Origin of the sequence: Neobacillus sp. 204, assembly GCF_046562815.1 — a bacterium.
In the GTDB taxonomy this organism is placed as follows: Bacteria; Bacillota; Bacilli; order Bacillales; family Cytobacillaceae; genus Neobacillus.
The window spans coordinates 23,605-49,006 of the sequence record NZ_JBJORY010000026.1; the positions used below are offsets into that span (position 1 = coordinate 23,605).

At 39.8% G+C, this 25,402-nt stretch carries 23 protein-coding genes; 8 read left to right on the plus strand and 15 right to left on the minus strand.

Annotation, left to right across the window (positions count from 1 at the left end):
• Positions 1-98: 98 nt before the first annotated feature.
• The 4 genes from ychF to ACJ004_RS28880 form a co-directional block, all read right to left on the minus strand.
• Positions 99-1,199: a redox-regulated ATPase YchF gene (gene ychF, locus ACJ004_RS28865; RefSeq protein WP_410896523.1), complete on the minus strand. Its 1,101-nt coding sequence runs from the start codon at positions 1,197-1,199 to the stop codon at positions 99-101.
• 128 nt (positions 1,200-1,327) lie between these two features.
• Positions 1,328-3,325, minus strand: coding sequence for a molybdopterin-dependent oxidoreductase (locus tag ACJ004_RS28870; protein ID WP_410896524.1), 1,998 nt, complete (start codon positions 3,323-3,325; stop codon positions 1,328-1,330).
• An 83-nt stretch (positions 3,326-3,408) separates the two neighbouring features.
• On the minus strand, positions 3,409-3,606 hold the full coding sequence (locus tag ACJ004_RS28875; RefSeq protein WP_026568062.1) for a DUF951 domain-containing protein: 198 nt from the start codon (positions 3,604-3,606) through the stop codon (positions 3,409-3,411).
• A 14-nt stretch (positions 3,607-3,620) separates the two neighbouring features.
• Positions 3,621-4,487 carry a mechanosensitive ion channel family protein gene (locus ACJ004_RS28880; RefSeq protein ID WP_410896525.1) on the minus strand — a complete coding sequence of 289 codons (867 nt, stop codon included), beginning with the start codon at positions 4,485-4,487 and terminating at the stop codon, positions 3,621-3,623.
• A 157-nt stretch (positions 4,488-4,644) separates the two neighbouring features.
• Between ACJ004_RS28880 and yyaC the strand changes: the two genes are divergently transcribed.
• Positions 4,645-5,265 carry a spore protease YyaC gene (yyaC, locus tag ACJ004_RS28885; RefSeq protein ID WP_410896526.1) on the plus strand — a complete coding sequence of 207 codons (621 nt, stop codon included), beginning with the start codon at positions 4,645-4,647 and terminating at the stop codon, positions 5,263-5,265.
• Positions 5,266-5,299: 34 nt separating this feature from the next.
• On the opposite strand, the gene ACJ004_RS28890 is transcribed toward yyaC, so the two are convergent.
• The 11 genes from ACJ004_RS28890 to rpmH form a co-directional block, all read right to left on the minus strand.
• Entirely contained in the window at positions 5,300-6,019 is a 720-nt protein-coding gene (locus tag ACJ004_RS28890; RefSeq protein ID WP_410896527.1) for a DUF554 domain-containing protein, read from the minus strand.
• Between the two features lie 86 nt (positions 6,020-6,105).
• Entirely contained in the window at positions 6,106-6,957 is an 852-nt protein-coding gene (locus ACJ004_RS28895; RefSeq protein ID WP_410896528.1) for a ParB/RepB/Spo0J family partition protein, read from the minus strand.
• On the minus strand, positions 6,950-7,711 hold the full coding sequence (locus tag ACJ004_RS28900) for a ParA family protein (RefSeq protein ID WP_410896529.1): 762 nt from the start codon (positions 7,709-7,711) through the stop codon (positions 6,950-6,952). Before ACJ004_RS28900 ends, ACJ004_RS28895 begins: the two co-directional genes overlap by 8 nt.
• A gap of 316 nt (positions 7,712-8,027) precedes the next feature.
• Positions 8,028-8,891 (minus strand): nucleoid occlusion protein, encoded by an 864-nt coding sequence (gene noc, locus ACJ004_RS28905; RefSeq protein WP_410896530.1) that lies wholly within the window; start codon positions 8,889-8,891, stop codon positions 8,028-8,030.
• 115 nt (positions 8,892-9,006) lie between these two features.
• A complete protein-coding gene (gene rsmG / locus ACJ004_RS28910; protein ID WP_410896531.1) occupies positions 9,007-9,723 on the minus strand; it encodes a 16S rRNA (guanine(527)-N(7))-methyltransferase RsmG in 717 nt (238 codons plus the stop codon).
• Positions 9,724-9,744: 21 nt separating this feature from the next.
• Positions 9,745-11,634, minus strand: a complete 1,890-nt coding sequence (gene mnmG / locus ACJ004_RS28915; protein ID WP_410896532.1) for a tRNA uridine-5-carboxymethylaminomethyl(34) synthesis enzyme MnmG — start codon at positions 11,632-11,634, stop codon at positions 9,745-9,747.
• A 71-nt stretch (positions 11,635-11,705) separates the two neighbouring features.
• On the minus strand, positions 11,706-13,091 hold the full coding sequence (gene mnmE, locus ACJ004_RS28920; RefSeq protein ID WP_410896533.1) for a tRNA uridine-5-carboxymethylaminomethyl(34) synthesis GTPase MnmE: 1,386 nt from the start codon (positions 13,089-13,091) through the stop codon (positions 11,706-11,708).
• A 296-nt stretch (positions 13,092-13,387) separates the two neighbouring features.
• Entirely contained in the window at positions 13,388-14,011 is a 624-nt protein-coding gene (jag, locus tag ACJ004_RS28925) for an RNA-binding cell elongation regulator Jag/EloR (RefSeq protein WP_410896534.1), read from the minus strand.
• Complete coding sequence (spoIIIJ, locus tag ACJ004_RS28930) at positions 14,008-14,784, minus strand: YidC family membrane integrase SpoIIIJ (protein ID WP_410896535.1); 777 nt, start codon at positions 14,782-14,784, stop codon at positions 14,008-14,010. Before spoIIIJ ends, jag begins: the two co-directional genes overlap by 4 nt.
• Positions 14,785-14,939: 155 nt before the next feature.
• A complete protein-coding gene (gene rnpA, locus ACJ004_RS28935; RefSeq protein WP_410896536.1) occupies positions 14,940-15,281 on the minus strand; it encodes a ribonuclease P protein component in 342 nt (113 codons plus the stop codon).
• Positions 15,282-15,332: 51 nt separating this feature from the next.
• Positions 15,333-15,467: a 50S ribosomal protein L34 gene (rpmH, locus tag ACJ004_RS28940; RefSeq protein WP_035446353.1), complete on the minus strand. Its 135-nt coding sequence runs from the start codon at positions 15,465-15,467 to the stop codon at positions 15,333-15,335.
• 753 nt (positions 15,468-16,220) lie between these two features.
• Between rpmH and dnaA the strand changes: the two genes are divergently transcribed.
• From dnaA to gyrA, 7 genes are all read left to right on the plus strand, one after another.
• Positions 16,221-17,567 carry a chromosomal replication initiator protein DnaA gene (gene dnaA, locus ACJ004_RS28945; protein ID WP_410896537.1) on the plus strand — a complete coding sequence of 449 codons (1,347 nt, stop codon included), beginning with the start codon at positions 16,221-16,223 and terminating at the stop codon, positions 17,565-17,567.
• Positions 17,568-17,760: 193 nt separating this feature from the next.
• Entirely contained in the window at positions 17,761-18,897 is a 1,137-nt protein-coding gene (dnaN, locus tag ACJ004_RS28950; RefSeq protein WP_410896538.1) for a DNA polymerase III subunit beta, read from the plus strand.
• A gap of 139 nt (positions 18,898-19,036) precedes the next feature.
• Entirely contained in the window at positions 19,037-19,237 is a 201-nt protein-coding gene (yaaA, locus tag ACJ004_RS28955) for a S4 domain-containing protein YaaA (RefSeq protein WP_410896539.1), read from the plus strand.
• A gap of 70 nt (positions 19,238-19,307) precedes the next feature.
• A complete protein-coding gene (gene recF / locus ACJ004_RS28960) occupies positions 19,308-20,426 on the plus strand; it encodes a DNA replication/repair protein RecF (RefSeq protein WP_410896540.1) in 1,119 nt (372 codons plus the stop codon).
• A 9-nt stretch (positions 20,427-20,435) separates the two neighbouring features.
• A complete protein-coding gene (remB, locus tag ACJ004_RS28965; protein WP_410896541.1) occupies positions 20,436-20,684 on the plus strand; it encodes an extracellular matrix regulator RemB in 249 nt (82 codons plus the stop codon).
• A 67-nt stretch (positions 20,685-20,751) separates the two neighbouring features.
• The gene (gene gyrB / locus ACJ004_RS28970; protein WP_410896544.1) at positions 20,752-22,671 is read left to right on the plus strand and encodes a DNA topoisomerase (ATP-hydrolyzing) subunit B; all 1,920 of its coding nucleotides are present in this window, start codon (positions 20,752-20,754) and stop codon (positions 22,669-22,671) included.
• A gap of 26 nt (positions 22,672-22,697) precedes the next feature.
• Entirely contained in the window at positions 22,698-25,226 is a 2,529-nt protein-coding gene (gyrA, locus tag ACJ004_RS28975; RefSeq protein ID WP_410896542.1) for a DNA gyrase subunit A, read from the plus strand.
• The last annotated feature ends 176 nt before the right edge of the window (positions 25,227-25,402 follow it).

Sequence of the window (25,402 nt, forward strand, 5' to 3'; positions counted from 1 at the left end):
GAAATTATAGCATAAGAATAAAAGAAATGCAATGTCATTCACAGGAATGAGTTATTTCCATTAATAAAAGCTCTGCAAACTTTGCAGAGCCGATGATTCTAGACGTTAAAACGGAAATGAATGACATCGCCGTCTTTAACTTCATATTCTTTTCCCTCTAATCGAACCTTGCCAGCTTCCTTGGCGGCAGTGTGACTGCCGGCAGCTAGTAAATCATCATAGGAAACTGTTTCCGCACGAATAAAGCCGCGTTCAAAATCAGAGTGAATAATCCCGGCACATTGTGGAGCTTTCATTCCTTTTATGAATGTCCAGGCCCGAACTTCTTGAACACCTGCAGTAAAATAAGTTGCTAATCCCAGCAAATGATAGGCCGCACGGATTAATTGATCAAGGCCTGATTCTTCAATCCCTAACTCAGACAGGAACATTTGCTTTTCTTCGCCTTCAAGTTCAGCAATTTCCTCTTCAATTTTCGCACAAATTACGATTACTTCTGCGTTATCTGCAGCGGCAAATTCGCGCACCTTTTGAACATATTCATTGTCTGATGGATCGGCAATATCATCTTCACTAACGTTAGCTACATAAAGGACAGGCTTTATCGTTAATAGATGCAATCCTTTAACAAGTTTCATTTGCTCTTCTGTAAAATCAACCGTACGAGCAGGTTTTTCAGCTTCAAAAGCATCACGAAGCATCGAGAGGACTTCGAATTCAGCCGCAGCTTCTTTATCTTTTTGCTTAGCTAATTTCTCAACACGGCCAATTCGCTTTTCTACGGATTCCATGTCAGCAAGAATTAACTCCAGGTTGATGACTTCAATATCATCGATTGGATCCACTTTCCCTGATACATGGGTGATGTTTTCATCTGCAAAGCAGCGAACTACCTGGCAAATTGCATCAACTTGGCGGATGTGTGAAAGGAATTTATTCCCCAGACCTTCCCCTTTACTTGCTCCTTTAACAATCCCAGCAATGTCAGTAAATTCAAAAGCAGTTGGGACTACCTTTTTCGGTTGAACAAGTTCAGTTAATTTTTGTAAACGGTGGTCAGGTACTTCAACGATCCCTACGTTCGGGTCAATCGTACAGAATGGGTAATTGGCTGATTCTGCCCCTGCCTGGGTAATTGCGTTAAATAAAGTAGACTTACCAACGTTCGGTAAACCTACGATACCAGCTGTTAATGCCATTAATTTCACTCCTCAAAAAATAAGATCTATATTAAATAAAAATTAGTTCTAGCTAATTAAAAAGACAAGTCTTTCACAATTATAGAGATTTATATAAAAAAAGACAACTGCCGCTTTAAAAGCGGCAGTTAGTTTATTTTTTCGATATTCACGAGACAATCATAAAGCGTACTGCCAAGACCATTATCTGATGCACGGCTTGACGTCAGGTTATTAACGGACCCGCCTAACTGCTTCCAAATTCCTTCATCGATATTAATCGTGTTCGGATGGGCAGAGGGTAAGATGGAAAGATAGCCTGCAACAAAGCCGCGGTCATTCCACACTCTGACAAAATCACCTTTTTGTAAACCAAGATTGTCAGCAATATTTTGGGCCACTTCAACCTTGAGTTGCAAATTTGCACCTAAAAGATGATAGTTCTGCGAGTGGTTGGAGCGCATTGGATGAATCGTCAGCAGACTGTATGGATATTTTTCCGCAAGCTCGGGATTGGTCCACTTTGACTCCTCTGGCACGGCTAGGGTTAACCGTTCTTGACCCAAACGTGCGGTAAATTCATATTTACCGCTTGGGGTTGTAAACTGCCGGTCCTGCCATGGGACAGCTGTGACCGGCAGTTCTAGGGCATGCTTCTCCATTAATGTTTCGAGGGATACACCCTTTTTTTCCAATGCCTGAAAGGCCATCTGCAAAAATTGTTTTCTGGTAAAATCAAAATCAGCCCCAAAACCAAGCCGTTTCGCTAATTCCGTCCAAATCCATAAGTCAGGTTTTGCCTCACCTGGTGCGGAGACCAACTTCGGACCATAATTCACATAATGATGATACATCGACGAATAATAAATATCCTCTTCCTCAAAAGCTGTGGTTGTCGGTAATACATACTCTGCAAGCTTTGCCGAATCGGTCATGAATTGGTCGATTACCACCAATGTTGGTACAGAAGAGAAGGCTTCTTCCACCACTTGGGTGTCAGGCACCTGGGTCAGCGGGTTGCCACATGTGACAACAATCATCTGAATACCCGGATCTTTTGCCTTTAGGACTTCTTCTGCCTGTTTCATAATTAAAAATTGGCGCTGCTTTTGCCTGCGATTTGGCAAGGTTAATTCTTCAAACACAAAGCTTTGCCCCACTTGAAGGTTGGCATAATTGGCACCGCCGCCTGCAATGCCGACATTTCCGCTGCTTGCCGCAAGGGCATCAATCAAGCGAATCGTATTACCGCCATTTTTATAACGTTGTAAGCCAAGTCCCATAAACGTTGAGGTTGGTTTGTCCGCGTACACCTGAGCTAAATGGGTCATCACTTCACAAGGCACTTCGGCCATCTCACTAATTTCCGCTAACGTAAGGGTACCCAGAAGTTGAACAACATCCTCAAATCCCAAGGTTGATTGCTCAATAAACGCACGATCCTCTAGCCCTAAGCGAAGCATCTCTTTGATAATTCCCGCCGCCAATAATCCGTCCATCCCAGGTTTAATCGATATATATTCATCGGCGATTTTAGCCGTGGCATTATAGATCGGATCTATGACAATCAATTTCGCCCCGCGTTTTTTCGCCTCTAGTAGTTTTTCGTAAAAGTGCATGTTGGTGCGAGCGACATTTCGTCCCCAGATGATAATATTTTTGCTATGGTAAAGATCATTGGGGTTATGGCTGTAGGCAGCGCCAAAATCCCACTTTTGTGCTTCAATGCCTGCTCCCCAACAGAGTGAACCGTAAAGTTCAGTTACACCTCCATAGCAGTTGAAAAAACGCTGGTCAAGGTTTTTCAATAACCCATTATTGGCATAGTCATGGCTGTGTAAAACGGCCGTCGACCCGTAGGTTTCTTTTATATCTATGAGCTTTTCAGCAATCTCATGCAGTGCCTGTTCCCAGGATATTTGCTCGAATTGGCCGTTTATTTTTTTTAATGGATGCAACAAACGTTGCGAGGAGTTTGTTCTTGTTTCAAGCATCCGCCCCCGTCCACAAATTTTTCCTTGTGTGATTGGATGGGAGGGGTCTCCTGCTACTTTTGTGACACGATCATTTTCGACTGTTACATGAAATCCGCAGCTATCCCAGCAATTTAACGGACATGCTGCTTGACGGATTTGTGCCTGTGTCAATATTCCCACCCCCTATGCGTAAAACTCTATATCTACTTTTCTAATAAGAATAATATAGTTTGCCACTAAAAAAAAGCATAAGGTTATTCCTCATGCTTCACCAAAATTTTCTTCATTTTCCTTGAAAATTCCCTTCTTGGAATAAGGACACTATGACCGCAGCCCTCACATTTGATCCGAACGTCCATCCCCATGCGGATGACTTTCCATCGATTTGTTCCACAAGGATGCTGTTTCTTCATCTCTACCACATCATTTAGAGCAAATTCTTTTTCTTCCATGCCATATCCTCCCCTTATTTAGGTTGTCCAGAGCCATACATGAACACTTTGGGTTCAGGAGCCTTAATGCCATTTTCATCTAACTGAAGCTTAATATCTCTCCGAATCATTCGAGAAACGCCTGCCTGCTTCATTGGTTGTGTTTCTGCGACAACGCGTAAAACGATTTCTGTTGCACCCATTGTTTGAATTCCTAATAACTCAGGGGGTTTGACTAATTCTTCATATTGAGCTGGCATATACTGAATAGCATCCTCGATCACCTTTTCTGCCCTAGCGATGTCCTCACCATAGGCGATGGCAATATCAACAACCGCAATACTATTATTAATGGAGAAGTTTGTTACTTCGATGATACTGCCATTTGGTAAAATATGCAGTTCTCCGGTCCAGCTTTTAATTTTTGTTGTTCTTAATCCTATTGTTTCGACATTCCCTTCATATTGTCCTATGCGAACATGGTCACCAACAGAAAATTGATCCTCAAAAATGATAAAAAATCCGGATATTACATCCTTCACTAAACTTTGCGCCCCGAAACCAACAGCTAAACCAACCACCCCAGCCCCGGCGATTAGTGCTTTTACATCAATTCCTAATACAGAAAGAATCATCATAAAGGCAATAAAATAAACCACGTATGAAAGAACATTATCAAGTAGCTTCGAAAGTGTCTCTTCACGTCGTTCTGATGTACTAAGCGGAGAGAGATTTCTAATTTTAAAAATATTATGGATCATTAATTTTCCAAGGCGAATCAAGATATTTGTAATGATTATGATCGCAATAATTTTTAAAAGGGCTTCGCCTAGATTCAACCATGTATCTTCATTTTGAAATTTATCAAGTAATTTTTGCATACCCTTTTGTGTAAGAGTCATTTAAACACCATCCTCTCCCTTTTTACCATTTCTATTTTAACAATTATTCTTCGCAGTTAATAGCATTATGAATTTTCCTTTTTCTGCCCGCTCGATGTATAGATTTACTGAATTTTCCGTATAATAGTAAGACTATTTACGGTTAGGGAGTGACTTAATGAATCTGAAGACCGGTTTTTTTGACAGGAGGGCTAAGACACGGATCAGCCATGATGATTTGCATGCTGCTGAAAATCTCGCTGAAGAGTTACTTGCTAGTATTCCTCATGTGACAAGCCGCCCGATTGTCTTTGTTTGTATTGGTACGGACCGCTCCACGGGAGATTCATTAGGGCCACTAGTAGGGACACTACTGGAAGAAAAGGACCTGCGTACGTTCAATGTGTACGGGACATTAGATGATCCGATTCATGCGGTTAATCTTGCTGATAAAATAAAGGAAATCCAGGCAAAACATGATGACCCCTATATTATTGGCATTGATGCTTGCTTGGGAAGAGTGAAAAATGTCGGAGTCATTCAAGTGGGGAATGGCCCTGTCAAACCAGGGGCAGGCGTAAACAAGGAGCTGCCGGCGGTCGGAGACATACATATCACTGGCATCGTCAATGTCAGCGGGTTTATGGAGTTTTTTGTTTTACAAAACACCCGCTTAAATCTGGTGATGAGGATGGCCAAAACCATTGCCAATGGCATCTATCAGGCAAGCCTGCTATATCCTAAGCAAAATTGGACGGAATTAAACTTAAACTGGCTGGAAGAAGAAAAGTCAAATTAAAAAGAGCAAACGAATTTGCTCTTTTTTTCTACGTTTATTGGATATACAAATGATAATTATAAAGAATTGTTACGATTAGTCCAGTGACAACGATACTCGGCAGGAAATTAGCTGCTTTTATTTTTACTATTCCTGTTAAATTTAAGCCAATAGCAAAAATCATGATTCCGCCTGTTGCCGTCATTTCAACAATAAACTGATCCATTAAGGCTTGCGGAACAAACCGGTCAATCTGGGTCGCAAAAAGGGCAATGCCCCCTTCATAAAGGACAACCGGAATCGCTGAAAAAATAACCCCAATCCCCAACGTCGTCGTTAAGATTAATGCGGTAAATCCATCGATTAGCGATTTGGTGTACAACACATCATGATCACCGCGGATGCCGCTATCAAGCGCACCAATAATCGCCATTGCCCCAATGACAAAGATTAATGTAGCAGTGACAAACCCTTCTGAGATACTGCCTTTTCCATTGGTAGAGCCGACTTTCTTCTCCAGCCATAATCCTAAATCATTTAATTTATCCTCTAATTTCAGCGCCTCGCCAGTCACCGCTCCAACGACCAGGCTAATGATAACAATAAGGAAATTTTCACTCTTCAAGCCCATTTGTAATCCTAATACCATTACGGATAGGCCAATGGCATACATGACCGTGACTTTCATTCCTTCTGGAATCCGATTTAACAACTTTCCAAGAAGTGTGCCGACAACAATTAACAGACCATTTACAAGCGTTCCTAATAAAAACATCTTACATCCACCTTTTTTCGACCTTCGAAATATATACCTTTTAAACTATCATATTAGTAAAAAAAAATAAACCATCGATTGATGGCTTATAAGGAGGAATCTTCTTGATGGAGCATCTCCAAAATTCGTTCTAGATCCTCTTTGGAGAAGAACTCAATTTCAATTTTTCCTTTATTCTTGTTCTGCCTAATATTGACCGTCGTCCCAAAGCGTTCACGAAGGAAATGTTCCCGCTCCTTGATAAAGACATCTTTTTTCTTTTCAGGCTTTTTTGTTTCACGTGGAACATTTTCATTTAATTGTTGAATTAATTTTTCTAACTGACGAACATTTAGTGCCTCTTTGGTTACTTTCTCGACTAAACTTGGCAGCTTTTCTTTTTGACGAAGACCTAATAAGGCTCGTCCATGTCCCATCGTTATTTTCCCGCCTGAAATTAATTCCTGAATCTTTTGAGGGAGGGAAAGGAGACGAATGTGGTTGGCGATATGCGGCCGGCTTTTCCCCAGACGTTTCGCTACCTCTTCTTGTGTCAGCTTTAACTTTTCCATTAACATTTGGTAGGCTAGTCCCTCTTCAATCGGGTTTAAATCTTCCCTTTGTAGGTTTTCAAGAACTGCCAACTCCATCATTTGCTGCTCTGATAGTGTACGGACTACAGCGGGAATCGTTTCAAGCTTTGCCTCTTTCGCCGCGCGGAAACGCCGCTCACCCACAACAATTTCATAACCGCGAATACTTTTTCTGACCACGAGCGGCTGTAAGATGCCATGCTCGATGATTGACTCCTTTAATTCATCGATTGTCTCTTGTTGGAAGGTTTTACGAGGCTGGTACGGATTTGGACGCAATTCGTTCAGTTTGATTTCTTGAACTACTTCCTCATTACTAACATCCGCAAAAAATGCATTAAGGCCTTTACCTAAACCTTTAGCCATTCGAGACCACTTCCTTTGCTAAATCTAAATACACCTCAGCCCCACGGGATTTCGCATCATAGGTAATGATTGGCTCCCCATGACTTGGTGCTTCGCTTAGACGTACATTCCTTGGAATAATGGTTTTATATACTTTATCTTGAAAATACTTTTTCACTTCTTCTATCACTTGAATGCCAAGGTTGGTTCGTGCATCAAGCATCGTTAATAAAACGCCTTCAATTTTCAAATCCTGATTTAAATGTTTTTGAACAAGTCTTACTGTACTTAATAATTGACTTAGGCCTTCCAGCGCATAATATTCGCATTGAACAGGGATTATTACGGAATCGGAAGCCGTTAAGGCATTAAGGGTTAATAAGCCTAAGGATGGCGGACAATCAATAATAATATAATCAAATTGATCCCTCACTTCTGCAAGCGCTCGTTTCAAACGAACTTCTCTTGAAATGGTCGGTACCAATTCAATTTCTGCCCCGGCAAGTTGAATGGTGGCCGGAATCGCAAACAAGTTTTCCACCGATGTGGGCTTAATTACACTTTTTGCTTCTACATCATCTACTAAAACATCATATATGCATTGGTCAACTTCTGCCTTTTCAATACCAATCCCGCTGGTTGCGTTTCCCTGTGGGTCCGTGTCTACAAGCAGGACACGTTTTCCAATATATGCTAAGCAGGCACCTAGGTTGACAGAGGTAGTCGTTTTACCGACCCCGCCTTTTTGATTCGCGATTGCAAGAATTTTGCCCACGATGTCACCTACCCTTTTATTCTCTCAAAGTTTTATTCTCGTATTCTATTAAATTTTATAAAAATATTGTTCAAATGGCTAATGTAACCTGAATTTCTGAAAGGAAAATTCCATTCCTTTATTTTATCATGAAAAAGATAGGTTGTTGGAATTTTTCTTAAAATATTCAAGTGTCTAAATCGTGGATATGTCTCTTACTAAGCGAGTAGAGGACATCCTTTATCCAAACATTACCATTTCAAATGAAGCAAACTCAAATAAAAAGAACCAGACATTGGGAGCGTCTGGTTCTTGCATCTATTGGTCTATTTAACTGTTACTTCTTCTTTGGTATTCGGATGGTAAATTGGTAGAATTCGTCAAATTCTTCTTCCTCAGCATCGAGATTAATCCCGCTGTCAGATACCATAGTTAAGGATTGGCGAATTGTATTTACAGCGATTCGCATATCTTTACTGAAAGCCTTCCGTTTCGGTTTAGGCTTTTCATTTTTTTGTTCCAACAGTTTAACGACACGATCCTCTGTTTGCTTAACATTAAAGTTCTTTTCAATAACCTCTGCTAACAGTGCTACTTGTTTTTCCGGATCTTTTAGAGGGATAAGAGCACGCGCATGGCGCTCTGTAATAATTTTTGATAATAATGCCTCTTGAATTGGCTGCGGCAATTTAAGAAGACGTAATTTGTTGGCAACTGTTGACTGCCCTTTCCCCAGGCGTTGTGCTAACGCTTCTTGGGTCAAGTTGTGCAATTCTAACAATTTACCATAAGCCATCGCTTCTTCAATTGGGGACAGCTCTTCCCGTTGTAAATTCTCAATTAGTGCAACGGAGGCCGTTTCGGTATCCGATAAATTTTTTATAATCGCCGGCGCTTCGGTCCATCCGAGCTTTTTCATCGCACGAAAACGGCGTTCCCCGGCAATAATTTCAAATTGTCCAATAGCAAATTCTCTCACAACAATCGGTTGAATAATACCATGTATGTGAATGGTGCGCGCTAATTCTTCGATTTTCTCGTCATCAAAAACCGTCCGAGGCTGAAAGCGGTTCGGAACTATATGATCAATTGGAATTTTATTAATTTCCTCATTTTTTTCCGTAATTAACTCTTTTTCAAGTTCAACCTCTTGTTCTCCCTTATCGCCGAGGCCAAAAAAGCGTGTAAATGATTGTTTCATCCCCAACACCACCTTTACGAAACTCCCTATTACTTATTCTCTACCTAAATAAATTCTTCCTGCCTAGAATAACATGTTTATTGAAAAATTGTTAGTTCCCTCAAAACTGTTTTTCTTACTCAATCGGTGTCTTTCCTGGAGTCCCAGGCTTGCGCGGATATTTCTTTGGTGTATGCTTTTCTTTTTTGATGATGAGAATATTCCGTTCACTTTCTTCCAGTGGCAGCGTGAACGTAAACATTTCCTCAAGTCTGCCGCCAAGAGTGGTAATAGCTTTTTGACCCATTCCTAACTCATCCTTCGCATGGGCAGCTTTCATGGCAATAAAGTGACCGCCTACTTTCACGAGTGGTAAACAAAATTCACTCAACACGGACATTCTTGCTACCGCTCTTGCCGTTACAACATCAAAGTTTTCACGAAACTCCGGATTTACCCCGAAGGTTTCCGCACGATCATGAATAAAATGAACATTTTCCAATTCCAATACATTAGCTAGATGATTTAAAAAAGAAATCCGCTTGTTTAATGAATCAACAATCGTCACCTCAATATGAGGAAAAACAATTTTTAAAGGGATACTTGGGAACCCTGCACCCGCACCGACATCACAAAGATGAAAGGACTTCGTAAAATCAAAATAGAACGAAGCTGTAATCGAATCATAAAAGTGCTTTAAATAAACTTCCGCTTTATCTGTAATCGCGGTAAGGTTCATTTTTTCATTCCACTCAACCAATGTTTCAAAATACTTCTCAAACTGTTCGAGCTGCGCACTTGAAAGGGTAATCCCTTTTTCCCGTAAATTTGCTTCAAATTGTTCGATGATCATTCCGTTATCTTCCTCACATAATTATTCATTCGAAACCCTTGCGATCTTGCCTTGTTCAAGGTAGACAAGCAAGATGGAAATATCAGCTGGATTTACCCCTGATATCCGGGATGCCTGGGCAATGGACAATGGTTTAACTAGTTTTAATTTCTGCCTAGCTTCCGTTGCCAGTCCCGAGATGGCATCATAATCAATATTCTCTGGGATTTTCTTATCTTCCATTTTCTTTAATCGTTCAACCTGCTGCAGGGACTTTGTAATATATCCCTCATATTTTAGTTGAATTTCCACCTGTTCCTTTACTTCTTCATCTAAAGCAGTCTCACTAGGGAAAATGGTTTCAAGCTGATGATAAGACATTTCTGGTCTTTTTAATAAATCAGAGGCACGGATTCCGTCCTTTAATTCACTGCCGCCAATGCTTCTAATCATTTCTTGAACCTCAGCTGTCGGTTTCAGGAAGGTCGACTCTAACCGCAGCTTTTCAGCCTCAATCGCAGCTTTTTTGGTCATGAACTTTTCATAGCGGTCGTCACGAATCAACCCGATTTGATGACCTATTTCAGTTAAGCGTAAATCGGCATTATCATGGCGTAAAAGAAGGCGATACTCTGCTCGTGATGTTAACAAACGATAAGGTTCATTCGTCCCTTTTGTGATTAAATCATCAATTAACACCCCAATATAGGCATCGGAACGACTTAAGACTAACTGGTCACGGCCAAGTGCATTTAAGCCTGCATTGATTCCAGCCATTAAACCTTGACCTGCGGCTTCTTCATAGCCAGAGGTCCCATTAATTTGACCGGCAGTATATAAATTTTTAACAACCTTAGTTTCAAGTGTTGGCCATAATTGTGTAGGAACAATTGCATCATACTCAATCGCATAACCAGAACGCATCATTTGTACATTTTCAAGTCCGGATATAGATTTTAAAATTTGCTGCTGAACATCTTCTGGTAAGCTGGTTGAGAGCCCCTGCACGTATACTTCCTGTGTATACCTGCCTTCAGGCTCAAGGAAAATTTGATGACGCGGCTTGTCATTAAAGCGGACCACTTTATCCTCAATCGATGGACAATAACGCGGACCTGTGCCCTTGATCATTCCTGAAAACATAGGTGAGCGGTGGAGGTTTTGATCAATGATTTGATGCGTTTCTTCGTTTGTATAGGTTAACCAGCATGGCAGTTGGTCGGTAATATATTTTGTTGTTTCATAAGAAAACGCTCTTGGTGTATCATCACCCGGTTGAATTTCGGTTTTACTGTAATCAATCGTATTACTATTCACTCGCGGTGGCGTTCCCGTCTTGAAACGAACGAGGTCAAATCCTAGTGCTTCTAGATGCTCAGATAATTTAATGGATGGCTGTTGATTATTCGGACCGCTGGAATACTTTAAGTCACCAATAATAATTTCACCACGTAAGAATGTACCCGTTGTAATAACGACTGAATTTGAACGATAAACGGCTCCTGTTTTAGTAATGACGCCAGTACAAACCCCATCCTCAACGATTAATTGTTCGACCATCCCTTGGATTAAGGTCATATTTTCTTCTTCTTCAATCGTTTTTTTCATTTCATGTTGATAGGCAAATTTATCGGCCTGCGCGCGTAATGCTCGCACTGCCGGCCCTTTACCAGTGTTCAGCATTCTCATTTGGATATAGGTTTTATCAATATTTCTTCCCATTTCTCCGCCGAGGGCATCAATTTCACGAACGACAATTCCCTTAGCTGGTCCTCCAACCGATGGGTTACATGGCATAAAGGCAACCATATCGAGATTAATGGTAATCATTAATGTCTTTGCGCCAATTCTAGCGGCAGCAAGGCCAGCTTCACAACCGGCATGTCCTGCACCGATGACAATGACGTCATAACTTCCTGCTTCGTATTGCATGTTGTTCCTCCTTTTCCGTATCGTACGGAAACAATGCTTTTTACTTAGATTATTGTCTAGCTTCCGCTTTTCTATTTCCCTAAACAAAATTGGGAGAATAGTTGGTCGATCAGGCTTTCATGAACACTTTCACCAATAATTTCGCCAAGTATTTCCCATGTTCTCGTTAAATCGATTTGAATAATATCGATCGGAGTGCCCATTTCTACTCCCTCAATCGCTTCTTCAATCGAATGTAAGCTTTGGCTTAATAAACCGATATGGCGGCTGTTGGAAACATAGGTCATATCACCGGCATCAATCGAGCCTGCAAAAAATAACGAAGCGATTGCTTCCTCTAACTCATCGACACCACGGTCTTCAAGAAGTGAGGTGGTGACAACTTTATGCTCTTTCGCTAACTTGTTTACTTTGTCAAACTCAATTTTTTGCTCCAAGTCTGTTTTATTAACGATGACGATGACATCCATTCCATTAACCACTTCAAAAAGCTTTTCATCTTCCGCGCTCAATTTTTCCGCATAATTTAAAACCAGCAAAATTAAATCTGCCTCTTGTAAAACCTGACGGGACCGCTCAACCCCGATTCGTTCGACAATATCCTCTGTTTCTCTTATCCCCGCTGTGTCCAAGAGCCGGAGTGGGACACCGCGTACATTCACGTATTCTTCAATGACATCCCTTGTTGTACCAGGAATATCAGTTACAATCGCTTTGTTTTCATGAACAAGGCTGTTTAAGAGCGAAGATTTCCCTACATTTGGGCGGCCAACAATGGCTGTCGACAATCCTTCTCGTAAAATTTTTCCTTGTTCCGACGTTTGTAGCAATTTTTTTAGTTCTTCCCGAACAAAATGGGCTTTTTCTGACAACATTTTATGGGTCATTTCTTCAACATCGTCATATTCGGGATAATCTATATTAACCTCTACATGCGCAAGGATTTCTAAAATTTCCTGCCTTAGTCTCTTAATCAACTTCGATAAGCGCCCTTCCATTTGCCCTAGCGCTACATTCATGGCCCGATCGGTTTTTGCTCTGATTAAGTCCATTACTGCTTCTGCTTGCGATAAATCAATCCGTCCATTTAAAAAAGCTCTTTTTGTAAATTCTCCTGGTTCAGCAAGTCTTGCTCCGTTGGTTAGAACCAGCTGTAGAACTCGATTCACAGAAACAATTCCGCCATGGCAGTTTATTTCAACAACATCCTCTTTTGTAAAAGTTTTCGGACCCTTCATCACGGATACCATAACTTCTTCGACCACTTGTTTCGACTTCGGATCAAGCAAATGTCCATAATGAATCGTATGGGTTGCTGCTTCTGTCAGCTTCTTCCCCCCAATGCTTTTAAAAAGCTTGTCTGCAAGTGGGATCGCCTCATCACCACTCAATCGGACAATCGCAATGGCACCTTCCCCCATCGGAGTCGATATGGCCGCAATCGTATCAAATTCCATTTCCTTCACCTCACACTAAAAACTGTTCATCTATATAAAAAATGATTTTTTTCTCCAAAACATTAGAATACCACATCATTATCTGTTGAAAAAGAAAACCCTCTTACTAACCAATTATCCACAGTTCACTTTTATCCCATTATTATTTTAACTTATCCACATGTGAATAACAATAAAACGAAAAATGAGAAAAGATTCATGTTATCAACAACTTCTTTTTCGACATTTTTTGCGTGGACAAAAAAAGACACCCTATCATTCGATAGGATGTCTTAAACTTCATACGATTTCTAAAATTATCTTTTCGCTGGAGAAATCACGATAAAGCGATGTGGTTCCGATCCATCGGAAAATGTCTTTACACGTCTGTTATCTGATAAAGCAGCATGAATAACTTTACGCTCATAAGAAGGCATCGGTTCTAAGGTTACATCTTTTCCTGACTTCAGTGCCTTCCCGGCAAGTCGATGGGCTAATTGAACAAGCGTTTCATTTCTTCTTTTTCGATAATCTTCAGCGTCCAGAATCACAGTTAAATACTGATTCGAAAAACGATTGAGGACTAATTGAGTCAAATATTGAAGTGAATTTAACGTTTGCCCTCTTTTTCCAATCAATAAGGCAATCTTTTCGCCAGTCATAATAAAATGAACATGTTTCCCCTCACGTTTGATTTCTATTTCGGCTGGGGCCCCCATTTGTTCACTTACTTGAGTGAGAAATTTCTTTGCTTCCTCAATGGGATCAATGACGACTGTTACTTTAACCACAGCCGGACGTGAACCAAAAATACCGAAAATCCCTTTTTTACCTTTATCAATAATGTCAATATCTGTGCGGTCTTTGCTGATTTGTAATTGAGCTAAAGCTGATTTTACTGCTTCTTCGACAGTTTGTCCTGTAGCAGTTACCTGTTTCACTTTTTTGCTCCTCCCGCATTACCGGATGCTTTTGCCGTTTTTAGATCCGGTCCTTTAATAAAGTACGTTTGTACAATCATAAAAATATTTCCGACTACCCAATACAAGGATAGCGCAGCAGGGAAATTAAAGGCAAAAACAACAATCATGATTGGCATCATCCAAAGCATCATCGCCATTTGCGGGTTCTGCTCTTGACCTGCCATCATCAATTTTTGCTGAATAAAGGTAGTGATACCTGCAATAATTGGCAAAATATAGTACGGATCCTTAGCACCTAGGTCAAACCATAGGAAATTATCTGAAGCAATTTCCCTCGTCCGTGAGATTGCATGATAAAAACCAATCAAAATTGGCATTTGTACGATTAATGGAAAACAGCCAGCCATAGGATTGACGCCATGTTTTGAAAAAAGGGCCATTGTTTCCTGTTGCAGCTTTTGCTGAGTTTTTTGATCTTTAGAGCTATATTTTTCACGAAGTGCCTTCATTTCTGGCTGCAAGGCCTGCATCGCTTTCGAACTTCTTGTTTGCTTGATCATCAACGGCAAAATGGCGAGGCGAACCAGAATGGTTACGACAATAATCGATAACCCAAAGCTTCCCCCGAGAATAAATGCCCCTTCTTTGATCAACCAGGATAATGGATAGACAATGTACTCATTCCAAAAGCCTGTGCTCTCCGATGTAATTGGTTGCTTTATTTCACTACATCCCGTCAGCAGGACAAAGACAGAAAGTAAGCCAACTACTAGTAATATTCGTCTTTTCAACCAAAATTTCCTCCTTACAATAAAGATAGTAGAACCACTCTATGTATTATTTTATTTTGTAAGATATCAAAGGTATTTTATCACTTACGCAAAGGAATTGTCTTCAAAAGGATGCAAATTTTCAGGCGAATTCCTTCGCATTTATGTCCTTACCGTCACTTTTTCAAAACTTTCCCGACTTTAAGAACATGGGTCAAACTTTTTTTCACCTCAAAAAAATCCATTTCGGCTGCTGGTTTCCTGGCAATAATGACATAATCATTTCCTTTCGCCAATTGTTCATTCAGCTCAAAAATAGATTGTCTTACATAACGTTTGATCCGATTCCTGGTTACAGCATTTCCTATTTTCTTACTCACAGACAGCCCGATCCGAAAACAGTCTTGTCCCTCTTTTGTTAAGGCATAGACAACAAACTGCCGATTGGCAAAGGATTGACCCTTTTGAAATGCCGCTTGGAATTCTTTATTTTTTTTAATACGTAGCTCTTTTTTCATAAAAAACACCCTCAGTCGGATTAGAAAAAAGACCACTGACTTTTCAGTGGTCTATGCTGATAATACTTTTCTTCCCTTTAGACGACGACGCGCTAAAACCTTACGGCCATTAGCTGAGCTCATACGACTACGGAAACCGTGAACTTTACTATGTTTACGACTATTTGGTTGATATGTTCTTTTCATTATATGACACCTCCCTAAAGGATGCTATCAAGTTAAGTGACAGTCTTACTCATTATAATAACCTCACCATAAAATTGTCAACTGTTCTTCGTATTGTTCTCATTTCCAAATTTTATTGAACATGAATTGGATCATTTCAGAAATTCTATATCTTGTGTGAAAAGATCTGATCAATTAAACGAGAATAATTAATTTTTCCCAATGCTAAGATATTCAACTGCCACACTCAAAAGTCATCATGACCTTGTGGATATTTTTTCGACATTTTTTTCGCTATCCACACAAGATATTGACAGGTTTTGCACAAAATATCTACTTGTGGACAAATACTGCACACATATTGTTACAGTTGTGGATAAACTACGAAAAGGCATTGCGCCGCAGGCAATTATTTGATATTATATTTGTGTTTTCACTCTGAATAACTTTATCCACAGAAATACGTTATCCACAAATTGTGGATATCATGTGGATAGTTTATCCAAGGGTGCTGTAAAAAGTTGTCCACAAGAGGTGGATATTGTCGAAACTCCACTTTACTTCCTTATTATTTATTATCCACATTCACTGATTCGTATATTTATAAATTAATAGGTTGTACTGCAAGTATAAACACCATTTCACAACGGAAAAGGACGCGGTAAGATGCGTTTACTCCGTCATAAACTATTTATTGGAGTTAGACAGTCAATGCCACAAGTGTGCTAGTTTTCATACATTTTTTTATCAAAGCAAAAAAAGGAGGGATATTATTTGGAAAATATTGCGGATCTTTGGCATGCTGCATTGGCCAATATAGAGAAAAAGATTAGCAAACCAAGCTTTGACACCTGGCTAAAGTCTACCAAGGCCCATTCCCTTCAAGGTGATTTGTTGATCATCACGGCTCCCAATGAGTTTGCTCGTGATTGGCTGGAAGAACGTTATTCGCAGTTAATCGCCGGAATTCTATATGAAATTACCGGGGAAGAGCTTTCTGTTAAGTTTATTATTCCGCAAAATCAAAAAGAAGCAGAAAATGATGTGCAATTACCTCCCAAAAAGGTAAAAAAGGACGATGACCATGGGGAATTTCCTCAGGGTATTTTAAATCAAAAATATACCTTCGATACATTTGTAATTGGCTCAGGCAACCGGTTTGCCCATGCTGCCTCGCTCGCTGTAGCCGAAGCACCGGCAAAAGCATACAATCCCCTCTTTATCTATGGAGGAGTGGGATTAGGAAAAACGCACTTAATGCATGCGATTGGCCATTATGTTTTAGATCATAACCCTGCGGCAAAAGTCGTTTATTTATCATCTGAAAAATTTACTAACGAATTTATTAACTCGATTCGTGACAATAAAGCGGAGAATTTCCGCAATAAATATCGAAATGTTGACATTTTACTTATAGATGATATTCAATTCTTAGCTGGAAAAGAATCAACCCAGGAAGAATTTTTTCATACGTTTAATGCACTCCATGAGGAAAGTAAACAAATTATTATCTCAAGCGACCGCCCGCCAAGAGAAATTCCAACGCTAGAGGACAGGCTTCGCTCTCGGTTTGAATGGGGATTAATTACGGATATTACACCGCCCGATTTAGAAACGCGGATTGCCATCCTTAGAAAGAAGGCAAAGGCAGAAGGTCTCGATATTCCGAACGAAGTCATGCTGTATATTGCCAATCAAATTGACTCGAACATTCGTGAACTTGAGGGTGCGCTAATCCGTGTCGTTGCCTATTCATCTTTAATCAATAAAGATATCAATGCCGATCTCGCTGCTGAAGCATTAAAGGATATTATCCCTAGTTCCAAACCTAAAGTGATAACAATCCTGGATATTCAGAAGACGGTTGGAGAACTCTTTAGTATTAAATTAGAGGATTTTAAGGCAAAAAAGCGGACAAAGTCACTTGCATTTCCGCGACAAATTGCCATGTACTTATCACGTGAATTAACGGATTATTCTTTGCCAAAAATAGGAGAAGAGTTTGGCGGGCGTGATCATACGACAGTGATCCATGCTCATGAAAAAATTTCTAAACTTCTTCAATCCGATGCCCAATTGCAAAGACAAGTGAAAGAACTTCATGAACTTTTGAAGGTTTAAATAAGGGTGAATTATGTGCATAACTTCTTCGTATTTACACACAGTCTGTCCACATGTGGATAGGCTGTGTTTCCGTTGAAATTATGAGTTATCCACATACTAACAGGGCCTACTAGTACTTCTATTCTTTTTTTTAAAAAATATATTATGTTTTTAATAACAAAAATATGCTTAAAACGGAGGAATACATGCGATGAAATTTATCATCCAAAGAGATCGATTAGTCCAGAGTGTTCAAGATGTTATGAAGGCTGTTACTTCAAGAACGACAATTCCTATCTTAACCGGGATTAAAATCACTGCTACAACAGAAGGCGTTACCCTTACAGGAAGTGATTCCGATATTTCAATTGAATCCTTTATTCCAAAAGAGGATGCTGGTAACGAAATTATTGAATTGAAACAAGCAGGAGCTATCGTTCTCCAAGCAAAAGTATTTAGTGAAATTGTCAAAAAGCTTCCGACTGATTCGGTTGAAATTGAGGTCTTAGGCTCCCTACAAACGGTCATTCGTTCTGGAAAATCTGAATTTAACTTGATTGGTCTAGATGCTGAAGAGTATCCTCACCTTCCACAGATCGAAGAAAATAATAAATTTCATATAGCAACAGATCTGTTAAAAGCGATGATCCGGCAAACGCATTTTGCAGTGTCCACCTCAGAAACACGCCCCATCTTGACAGGTGTCAACTGGAAAGTTGAAAATGGGGAATTAAACTGTATTGCAACAGATAGTCATCGTCTCGCACTCAGAAAGGCAAAAATCGAAACGCCTACTAACGAAAACTATAATGTGGTCATTCCAGGAAAAAGCTTAAATGAGCTTAGTAAAATTATTGATGACAGTAATGAACTAATTGATATTGTCATTACTGAGAATCAAATCTTGTTTAAAGCGAAGCACTTATTATTCTTCTCAAGATTGTTAGAAGGAAATTATCCAGACACTTCGAGATTAATTCCGAGTGAAAGTAAAACGGATGTAACAGTCAATACCAAGGAATTTTTACATGCCATTGATCGTGCGTCCTTACTAGCAAGAGAAGGAAGAAATAATGTTGTTAAGCTTTCAACTATAGAAGGCGGGCTTATTGAAATTTCCTCCAATACACCTGAGGTTGGGAAAGTAGTCGAAGAGATTCAAAGTGAAGCGATTGAAGGAGAGGAATTAAAGATTTCCTTTAGTGCAAAATATATGATGGATGCCCTTAAAGCACTGGAAGGGTCAGACATTAGGGTAAGTTTTACTGGGGCAATGCGTCCTTTCGTTATCCGGCCGCTTCATGATGAAACCATCCTGCAGTTAATTTTACCAGTTCGAACATACTAAATTTATACAAGTAAAAACTCAATGCCACCAACTAAAGGTGGCTTTCTTTTAGTTTCCTTTGTATCTCTGTCGATTATTTAGTAAAATAAAGTATTGAGACCATTTTAGAAACGAGGGTGAAGATTTGCCTGAAAAAATAATGATTGATACAGAATTTATTACATTGGGTCAATTCTTAAAACTGGCTGACGTAATACAAACTGGCGGCATGGCCAAATGGTTTTTAAGTGAACATGAGATATTTATTAACGGCGAACAAGATCAAAGAAGAGGAAGAAAGCTGCGCTCCGGTGACAAAATCAGAATTCCTGGCTTTGGAGAGTTTGTAATTACCGAATAAATTACAGTGGAATTTACTCGGTAATTACAATGTAATTTACCGAATAGCAAAGCTAAAGGATGCGTTTCCTATGTATATCGAAAAATTAGCGCTCACCAATTATCGAAATTACGAAGAGTTGTTCGTAGAGTTTGAAAATAAAGTAAATGTTATCCTAGGCGAAAACGCCCAAGGAAAAACAAATGTGATGGAATCCATTTATGTTCTAGCAATGGCGAAATCACATCGGACTTCTAATGACAAAGAACTTATTCGCTGGGACGAAGAATATGCTAAAATAGAGGGTAGGGTTCAAAAACAACACAGTTCATTGCCTTTGCAATTAATTATTTCAAAAAAAGGAAAAAAGGCGAAATGCAACCATATTGAGCAGCAAAAGTTAAGTCAATATGTAGGAAATATGAATGTGGTTATGTTTGCCCCTGAGGACCTTAACTTAGTAAAAGGCAGCCCGCAAGTCCGCAGGCGATTTATTGATATGGAAATTGGACAGGTTTCGCCAATTTATTTACATGATATGAGTCAATATCAAAAAATACTTCAGCAGCGCAATCATTATCTAAAAATGCTGCAGATAAAAAAACAGACAGATCAAACGATGCTGGAGATCTTAACGGAACAATTTATCGCTATGGCTGTGAAAATTGTCACAAAACGGTTTGAATTCCTGCGTCTCCTTCAAAATTGGGCCAAACCCATCCATCAAGGAATTTCAAGAGGATTAGAAACACTCGAAATTACCTATAAACCGTCGGTAGAGGTATTAGAAGAGCAAGATTTGTCGAAGATGATAGCATGCTTTGAAGAAAAATTCAGCAAGGTTAGAACAAGGGAAATTGAGCGGGGTACCACGCTTTTTGGCCCCCATCGTGATGATCTCATTTTTACTGTCAACGGCAGAGATGTGCAAACGTATGGTTCACAAGGGCAGCAGCGTACCACCGCATTATCCGTGAAACTTGCTGAAATTGAATTAATTTATGCGGAGATCGGAGAATATCCTATTTTACTATTAGACGATGTGTTATCGGAATTAGACGATTACCGGCAGTCTCACTTACTTAATACGATCCAAGGGAAGGTCCAGACCTTTGTGACAACCACAAGTGTCGAGGGCATTGATCATCAAACATTAAAGGAAGCCTCAACATTTATCGTTGAAGCTGGTGTGATAAAGAAAGTTAATTGAGGTGAACTCATGTATATCCATATCGGGGAAGATATTAATATTAGAGCTAGAGATATTATTTCTATCTTGGATAAGGAGAGTGTAAATAACTCGCCGCTGGTTGAAGAATTCCTCAAGGCACGTAAGGAAAAAGTAATTAATCTATCCAAAAACCCCTTTAAATCAGTCATTGTGACATTTGACAATGTTTACTTATCCCCGATTTCTTCAGGAACTTTAAAGAAACGTTCAAATCAAATGAGTATACATGAATTTTAAAGTTTTACTTATTTTTAATTGATATAGATATATTTTTGTCAGAAGGTGCAGGTGAACAAGCATGACTTTGGAACAAAAAGCAGTCGAAGAAGCATATGGTGCCGAGCAAATACAGGTTCTTGAAGGACTTGAGGCTGTTCGAAAAAGACCCGGTATGTATATTGGTTCAACAAGTGGTAAAGGGCTTCATCATCTTGTTTGGGAAATTGTTGATAACAGTATTGACGAGGCTTTGGCAGGTTTCTGTGATGAAATTAATGTCATTATTGAAGAAGACAACAGCATTACAGTAAAGGATAATGGCCGTGGGATTCCAGTCGGAATTCAGGAAAAAATGGGCAGACCAGCAGTTGAAGTTATTATGACTGTTCTGCACGCCGGTGGAAAATTCGGCGGCGGAGGATATAAGGTATCCGGAGGACTACATGGTGTTGGTGCCTCTGTAGTTAATGCCCTTTCCACGGAACTTGAGGTTTATGTCCACCGTGAAGGTAAAATTCACTCAATCAAATTTGAACGAGGTGTGGTAGTTCAAGAATTAGAGGTCATTGGAACGACTGATATTACTGGAACCATTACGCACTTTAAACCAGATGGTGAGATTTTTACTGAAACATTGGTTTATGAATATGATATTCTAGCTACTCGTCTTCGTGAACTTGCCTTCCTAAACAGGGGAATAAAAATCACGATTGAAGATAAGCGCGTTGAAAATAAACGTAATGAATACTACTACGAAGGCGGAATTAAATCCTATGTGGAACATTTAAACCGCACAAAAGAAGTTATTCATGAAGAACCAATTTACATGGAAGGCGAACGAGACGGCATTAGTGTTGAAGTTGCACTCCAATATAACGAGGGGTATACAGATAACATTTACTCTTTCGCAAATAATATCCACACATATGAAGGCGGTACGCACGAATCCGGCTTCAAAACAGCTTTAACAAGGGTCATCAATGATTACGCGCGTAAAAATGGCTTAATCAAAGAAAATGATACCAATCTTTCTGGTGAGGATGTTCGTGAAGGTATAACAGCTATTGTCTCAATTAAACACCCTGACCCCCAATTTGAAGGGCAAACAAAGACAAAGCTTGGAAACTCTGAAGTCAGAGCGATCACCGATACCGTTTTTGCCAGCACATTTGATAAGTTTCTGTTAGAAAACCCAACCGTCGCTAGAAAAATAGTCGATAAGGGTTTAATGGCCGCAAGAGCAAGGCTGGCTGCTAAAAAAGCAAGGGAATTAACACGCCGCAAAAGTGCGCTAGAGGTTTCTAGCTTACCTGGGAAATTAGCTGACTGTTCATCAAAGGATCCATCAGAAAGCGAAATTTATATCGTTGAGGGTGACTCTGCGGGCGGATCAGCCAAGCAAGGCCGAGACCGTCATTTCCAAGCGATTTTGCCATTAAAAGGAAAAATCCTTAATGTCGAGAAAGCACGTCTTGATAAAATTCTTTCTAACAATGAAGTTAGGGCAATGATCACGGCAATTGGAACTGGAATTGGAGAAGAATTTGATATTTCAAAGGCTCGTTATCATAAAGTCGTTATTATGACGGATGCCGATGTTGATGGTGCACATATTAGGACACTGATTTTAACGTTCTTTTATCGGTATATGAGACAATTATTAGAGGCTGGTTATATCTATATTGCTCAGCCGCCTCTTTATAAAATCCAACAAGGTAAACGAATCGAGTATGCCTATGATGAAAAAGAACTTGAGCGGATATTTGCGGAGCTGCCAAATGCACCGAAGCCTAATATACAGCGTTATAAAGGTTTGGGAGAGATGAATCCTGAACAATTATGGGAAACAACCATGGATCCTGCGAAACGAAGTATGCTTCAGGTTAATCTTGAAGACGCCATTGAAGCGGATGAAACGTTTGACATGTTAATGGGTGAGAAAGTAGAACCACGCCGTAATTTCATTGAGGCAAATGCCCAATACGTGAAGAATTTAGATATATAAATAAAAGGTGAAAGGAGGAAATAAGTATGGCTGACACACCAAATTCTCAAGTAACAGAGATCAATATTAGTAAGGAAATGAAAACTTCCTTTCTTGACTATGCGATGAGTGTTATCGTTTCTCGTGCCCTTCCAGATGTACGAGATGGGTTAAAACCAGTTCATCGACGTATTCTATATGCTATGCATGATCTTGGTATGCATTCAGACAAACCATATAAAAAGTCTGCCCGTATCGTTGGGGATGTAATCGGTAAATATCACCCGCATGGTGACTCTGCCGTTTATGAAACAATGGTTCGAATGGCACAGGACTTCAACTATCGGTATATGCTTGTCGATGGACATGGAAACTTCGGTTCTGTCGATGGTGACTCGGCGGCAGCAATGCGTTATACAGAATCGAGAATGTCTAAAATCTCGATGGAATTATTAAGAGATATCAACAAAGATACGATAGATTATCAAGATAACTACGATGGTGAGGAAAGAGAGCCCGTTGTTCTACCGGCCCGATTCCCTAACCTCTTAGTAAACGGGACAACTGGAATCGCTGTTGGTATGGCAACCAATATCCCGCCACATCAACTTGGTGAAGTGATTGATGGAGTGTTAGCGATTAGTCGCGACCCTGAAATTACGACGCAAGAACTCATGGAAATTATTCCTGGTCCAGATTTTCCAACAGGTGGTATTATCTTAGGCCGGAGTGGTATCCGTAAAGCCTATGAAACAGGCAGAGGATCAATAACTGTTCGTGCCAAAGTAGTAATTGAACAAAAATCAAATGGTAAAGAAGTTATTATTGTTAATGAATTACCATACCAAGTCAATAAAGCGAGATTAGTTGAAAAAATCGCTGAATTAGCGCGGGATAAAAAAATTGAAGGCATTACAGACCTAAGAGATGAATCCGACCGTAAAGGTATGCGGATTGTTATTGAAGTTCGTAAAGATGCGAATGCCAGCGTCCTTTTAAATAATTTATATAAACATACAGCACTACAAACTAGCTTTGGAATTAACACACTGGCCCTTGTTAATGGACATCCAAAGGTGTTGACTCTGAAGCAATGCTTAGTGCATTACTTAGATCATCAAGTAGTAGTCATCCGCAGAAGAACAGAGTTTGAACTACGTAAAGCAGAAGCACGTGCCCATATTTTAGAAGGGTTAAGAATAGCTTTAGACAATTTAGACGCAGTTATTACCCTTATTCGAAACTCACAAACCACAGATATTGCCCGCGAAGGTTTAATGACAGAGTTTAACTTGTCTGAAAAACAAGCTCAGGCTATCCTTGATATGCGCCTGCAGCGTTTAACAGGTTTGGAACGAGAAAAGATTGAGGACGAATATCAAAGTCTTATGAAGCTCATTGCAGAATTAAAAGCAATTTTAGCTGATGAGGAAAAAGTTTTTGAAATTATCCGCGAAGAATTGACTGAGATTAAAGAGCGATTCAATGATAAGCGCCGTACAGAAATCGTAACTGGTGGAATTGAAAATATTGAAGATGAAGATTTAATTCCTCGTGAGAATATCGTTATTTCGTTAACGCATAATGGCTATGTTAAGCGTCTCCCTGTTTCTACCTATCGTGCCCAACGTCGAGGCGGCCGTGGAATTCAAGGAATGGGAACCAATGAGGATGATTTTGTTGAACACTTAATTACCACATCAACACACGATACAATCCTTTTCTTTACAAACAAAGGGAAGGTATACCGTTCTAAGGGTTATGAAATACCTGAATTCAGCAGAACGGCTAAAGGGATCCCAATTATTAATCTCCTTGGTGTCGAAAAAGGAGAATGGGTCAATGCAATCATTCCAATTGAGGAATTTGTGGATGACTGGTTCTTATTCTTTACAACCAAAGAAGGGATTTCTAAGCGATCTCCGTTAACATCGTTTGCCCATATCCGCAATAATGGCTTAATTGCGTTAAGTTTGCGTGAGGGGGATGAACTGATCTCTGTCCGTCTAACCGATGGCACAAAACATATGATTATCGGTACGAAGAAGGGTATGCTTATTCGTTTCCCTGAAACAGATGTGCGATCAATGGGACGAACAGCTACTGGAGTGAAAGGCATAACGCTCGATAGTGACGATGAAGTTGTTGGAATGGAAGTTTTAGAGGAAACCAATGATGTGTTAATTGTAACGAAAAATGGTTACGGTAAACGGACCAAAGCAGAAGAATACCGAGTCCAAGGTAGAGGTGGTAAAGGAATTAAAACCTGCCATGTTACCGAGAAAAATGGCGATCTTGTTTCTATGCGTGCTGTTACAGGCGAAGAGGATCTCATGCTCATTACCACTGGTGGTGTCCTGATCCGGATGGATGTAGGCGGTATTTCTAAGATGGGCCGAAACACACAAGGTGTGAAGCTCATAAGTATGAAGGAAAGCGAAGATGAATTTGTAGCTACAGTAGCTAAGGTTGAAAAAGAAGAGGAAGAAGAAGAAAACCTTGAAAATTCTCCTGATGCTGTGGAAAATGCTGTAGAAGATCATTCTGATGTGTCTTCGACAGAGGATGAAGAATAAATAACAGGGGGAGCACACGAGATGTGTTCCCTTTTTTTTGCACTTCTCTTACTGGTGGAGCCAATGTTATTGGAACAAAATGTTTTTATAATGATTATAGTAAAAAAAGATAGAAATATCGTTGACTTTCATTTTGACAGATGGTATATTAATTAAGTCGCTTACGGGTGACAGAG

Excerpts from the sequence above, each read along its gene's own strand:
- yaaA (WP_410896539.1), top strand. The coding sequence starts at position 19,037 with ATGATTGATACAGAATTTATTACATTGGGTCAATTCTTAAAACTGGCT.
- noc (WP_410896530.1), bottom strand. The coding sequence starts at position 8,891 with ATGAAACAATCATTTACACGCTTTTTTGGCCTCGGCGATAAGGGAGAA.
- recF (WP_410896540.1), top strand. The coding sequence starts at position 19,308 with ATGTATATCGAAAAATTAGCGCTCACCAATTATCGAAATTACGAAGAG.
- rsmG (WP_410896531.1), bottom strand. The coding sequence starts at position 9,723 with ATGATCATCGAACAATTTGAAGCAAATTTACGGGAAAAAGGGATTACC.
- remB (WP_410896541.1), top strand. The coding sequence starts at position 20,436 with ATGTATATCCATATCGGGGAAGATATTAATATTAGAGCTAGAGATATT.
- dnaN (WP_410896538.1), top strand. The coding sequence starts at position 17,761 with ATGAAATTTATCATCCAAAGAGATCGATTAGTCCAGAGTGTTCAAGAT.
- ACJ004_RS28880 (WP_410896525.1), bottom strand. The coding sequence starts at position 4,487 with ATGACTCTTACACAAAAGGGTATGCAAAAATTACTTGATAAATTTCAA.
- ACJ004_RS28875 (WP_026568062.1), bottom strand. The coding sequence starts at position 3,606 with ATGGAAGAAAAAGAATTTGCTCTAAATGATGTGGTAGAGATGAAGAAA.
- ACJ004_RS28890 (WP_410896527.1), bottom strand. The coding sequence starts at position 6,019 with ATGTTTTTATTAGGAACGCTTGTAAATGGTCTGTTAATTGTTGTCGGC.
- mnmE (WP_410896533.1), bottom strand. The coding sequence starts at position 13,091 with ATGGAATTTGATACGATTGCGGCCATATCGACTCCGATGGGGGAAGGT.
- rpmH (WP_035446353.1), bottom strand. The coding sequence starts at position 15,467 with ATGAAAAGAACATATCAACCAAATAGTCGTAAACATAGTAAAGTTCAC.
- gyrA (WP_410896542.1), top strand. The coding sequence starts at position 22,698 with ATGGCTGACACACCAAATTCTCAAGTAACAGAGATCAATATTAGTAAG.
- ACJ004_RS28895 (WP_410896528.1), bottom strand. The coding sequence starts at position 6,957 with ATGGCTAAAGGTTTAGGTAAAGGCCTTAATGCATTTTTTGCGGATGTT.
- rnpA (WP_410896536.1), bottom strand. The coding sequence starts at position 15,281 with ATGAAAAAAGAGCTACGTATTAAAAAAAATAAAGAATTCCAAGCGGCA.
- ychF (WP_410896523.1), bottom strand. The coding sequence starts at position 1,199 with ATGGCATTAACAGCTGGTATCGTAGGTTTACCGAACGTTGGTAAGTCT.
- yyaC (WP_410896526.1), top strand. The coding sequence starts at position 4,645 with ATGAATCTGAAGACCGGTTTTTTTGACAGGAGGGCTAAGACACGGATC.
- mnmG (WP_410896532.1), bottom strand. The coding sequence starts at position 11,634 with ATGCAATACGAAGCAGGAAGTTATGACGTCATTGTCATCGGTGCAGGA.